Annotated in this window: 3 protein-coding genes; all 3 read right to left on the bottom strand. The window is 34.9% G+C overall.

Annotated elements, in window-relative coordinates; genetic code table 11:
- A partial coding sequence (locus tag RYL88_RS12455) for a hypothetical protein (protein WP_314991724.1) occupies nt 1-1,426 on the bottom strand: 1,426 nt, incomplete at its 3' end.
- A 347-nt stretch (nt 1,427-1,773) separates the two neighbouring features.
- Nucleotides 1,774-2,394: a hypothetical protein gene (locus RYL88_RS12460; RefSeq protein WP_314991725.1), complete on the bottom strand. Its 621-nt coding sequence runs from the start codon at nt 2,392-2,394 to the stop codon at nt 1,774-1,776.
- Between the two features lies 1 nt (nt 2,395).
- On the bottom strand, nt 2,396-2,737 hold the full coding sequence (locus RYL88_RS12465; RefSeq protein ID WP_314991727.1) for an N-acetylmuramidase domain-containing protein: 342 nt from the start codon (nt 2,735-2,737) through the stop codon (nt 2,396-2,398).
- Nucleotides 2,738-3,232 lie beyond the last annotated feature (495 nt).

Below are 3,232 nucleotides of genomic sequence, written 5' to 3' on the forward strand. Positions count from 1 at the left end.
TGCTCGGATTTAGCTCTTTTGGATTTAGCTCGCTACAGTCAAATGGGGTTTGGCTAGCTAGCGCTATGGTAAAGTCGCTCTTTTTAGGCTGAAATATCCTAATAGGAGTAGCGGTCTTAATAGGGCAAAGTATGAGTATATTTTCTTGTTTATATAGCTCTTCCTCTCTTTTTCTTAAGAGCTTGTTTATCCTTGAAGCGTTAGACCCGGCTGCTAGGGTTAGGTTTATGCAGTAGATGTTTTCTGGGCTAAAGGTTTTAGAGGTATGAGAGCTTAAGAGAGAATTTAGCTTGTCCGCAAACGGCTTAAACAGCGCTTCTTGCTTTGAAGCGGCGGATGAGTCGCCAAGTTCTGCGCCGGATTTGCTTAGGCCCGGATCTTGTTTTTCCGAATTTAAGTTTTTATTTAAGGAGCTATTATTTAAATTAGGCGCGATACTACCGGCCGTATTTGGCTTTATTTTATTTATCTCGTAGGTTTTTATAAACTCTAAGCAGGTGTTTTCTTGCGCGCTTTCTTCGTCTTTTTCGTCTTTTTCGTCTTTTTCGTAGTATTTTATCTTTGTTACGTTTAGATGGCTAAATACGTCTATACACTCTCTAAAGCCGATATGCTCCGTACCGACCGAGGTTAAATTTGAAGCGCTAAAGTCGGTTTGGTTGCCTAAAGAAGAATATAGGTTGTTTAAATTTTCATTATATGCGTCATGCTCGAAAAGACCGAATCCGGTTGAAATCCTCTCTCTTATTTTATCGAATTTATCATCCCTTTTTCCGTCAAAGCTTTCATAAGCTAGCCAGTACCAAGCTCTAAAACGGCTTTTAGTCTTGACGTAAGTTACCAAAGACGCATTTAGTTCTTTTTTATCGCTAAGATAAAGAAGCGCCAAAAGAGCTACGTGTTCTTTGCTAGGAGTTATTGATTGCCCGCTAGTTTGGTTAGAGGCGGCAAGCGCGACTTCTCCTAATTTTTTAAGAGGAGAGCCGCTTAGCTTTTTATCTATCTCCTGAACGAGGGGTTTTAACTTTTGTTCAAGAATAAAGCATTTTTGATCCTCGGAGGTAAATTTAAACTCAGGCAAAGAGTTTCTAGACGAAGATTTTGAAACCTTTTTTGAGTCCTCTGCGGCTTTATTTATATTTTCATAAAGCAAGGCGGCGTTTTCATCGCTAGATTTTGTTTCGTCCGGCTCAAAGTCTGCTATGGCTTTTTTTACCGCATCGACAAGCTCTTTGTTTTTCTCTTTCCCGTAAATTTGATCGCATATCGTATCGATATCGTCTTTTAGACTAAAGCCGTAGCCTATAAACGGTTTGTCCTTTAGAAAAAAGATATTATTCGTATCAACAGGGTCTTCGTATCGTAGTTTTATAAGCTCTATTAAATCTTCTTTGAAATTCGTATGGTTTCTAGGAGTTATAGGCACGAAGCATCCTTGATTGCTTTTTGGGGTATTTTATCGCAAACCGGAAAAATATTCAATAATGCGCCTCAAAAAACAGCATTTGTTAAGGCAAATAGATATGAAAAACAAACGATCTAACCTATTTTTAATTAACGATCTTGATTAAAAACGTATCCAAATATAAGCTAGATGACAAAAAGACTATACAAAAGCCTAAATATAATTTAAAAACTTTCAAATGAGTTTTTTCAAAGAGCGTGATTATCGGTAACGAAACAAAGCGCAAGATTGGTTGTTTTTGAAGAATTGTGTAGGCTCTCTTTAACTTAAGCTCACACAAGGGGGCAGTAAGTTAAAGAGAGCCTATTTTAATAGTACATTTCTATATTAAATTTAGGTATAACGATTTTGTTTTTTCCTATTTTAAAATTTTTCATCAGCGGAGGATTTGCGGGTTTTACATAAAAAGTGAAATTTTTAATATCTATGCACTCATCTTGATTCTCATCGTCTCCGATACAGTTCGCAGTATATATCGCCTTTCCTGTTGATAGATTATAGTCTAAAGTCTCGACTTTTTTACTCTTGTCAAGATAGGCTATCGTAGCACCTATCACCCTCCATGTCTTATCTTTTTTATCATATCTATATTTATGTAAATACTGCCAAGCAAAACGTCCTCCGCCTCCATCGTGACTTACAGATATTACCCTATTTGACACGGATAGCTCTGTAAATGGATCACCCATGGCGCCGCCATCATCGCTATTTATTACAATGCTATCAAAGCTGTGCCATAGCTTCCATTCGCTTGAATTATTTTGTTTAAAAATTTGCAGCATTCTTTGACCATCTTTATTTTCGCTCATAAGGACTTTTTCTTCTATATTATCGCCGTCCAGATCGCCAAAAACGGTAGTTAAGGACGATTTTTGAGGATCAGCGGATAATGATACCAATAATGTCACCACCAAATATACAAATTTCATATTATTTTTCTCCCTTAAACTGATTGTAGTATTTTTCAATATTGCTTGCGTATTTTGGATTTTGTTTTTTCCAGTTAGCCCCATTATATAATCTTGCTATACTCTCCCAATCCTTATTTTTTAGGGCTATTATCATTCCGTTTGTATTCTTTAAATATGACAAAAAGTATCTAAATTGTTGCAATTCACATTTATTCATAGCCTCTTCTAATTCACTTGGAGATGAATATAGATTTGAATAATAAAGCCCCATTACTTGAAATTTTCCCCAAGAACATGACTGTACAGCACAATCATAATCTATTTTTTTTTGCAATTCCAAGCTTGGTATAAGAAGAAACATTATATGAGCCGCCCTGTGTATTTACTATATCTGGATAGTCGTCTTGTAATTTATTTATCTGATCTATTGGATATTCCAGTCATGCCCTATCCTTTGCCCTTGCCTATAGCATCCATCTCTATCGTCTCTCCGCCTGCGCCTGATCTTGTCTATATTTTATTAAAGTATATTTGGTTTCGTAGTTTAGCGTATTTGGATTATGAAATCACTAAGTTACACAGTTGATACATTTTACTAATGATAAAAATTCGAAAGGATATTTTAGTATAATCAATAGTATTATATCATAGAATATAATATATAGATGTAAGAAACTTCTATTTATTATAAGATAATCTATTTAATAATATATAATTCTTTATTATTCTATTTTATCTATCTTTATTAACTAGTTTTTCGTTATTATCTTTTTGCTTTTTTAGCTAAAATTTGAAGGATATTTATTTTAGGCTCAATTAAACTTAAGCGGATTTTTAGCTGCGACTTCGTCTTGCT

Source organism: uncultured Campylobacter sp., assembly GCF_963517995.1.
Lineage (GTDB): Bacteria > Campylobacterota > Campylobacteria > Campylobacterales > Campylobacteraceae > Campylobacter_A.

Coding starts and splice junctions, on each gene's coding strand:
- RYL88_RS12460 (WP_314991725.1), bottom strand. CDS start 2,394: ATGAAATTTGTATATTTGGTGGTGACATTATTGGTATCATTATCCGCT.
- RYL88_RS12465 (WP_314991727.1), bottom strand. CDS start 2,737: ATGTTTCTTCTTATACCAAGCTTGGAATTGCAAAAAAAAATAGATTAT.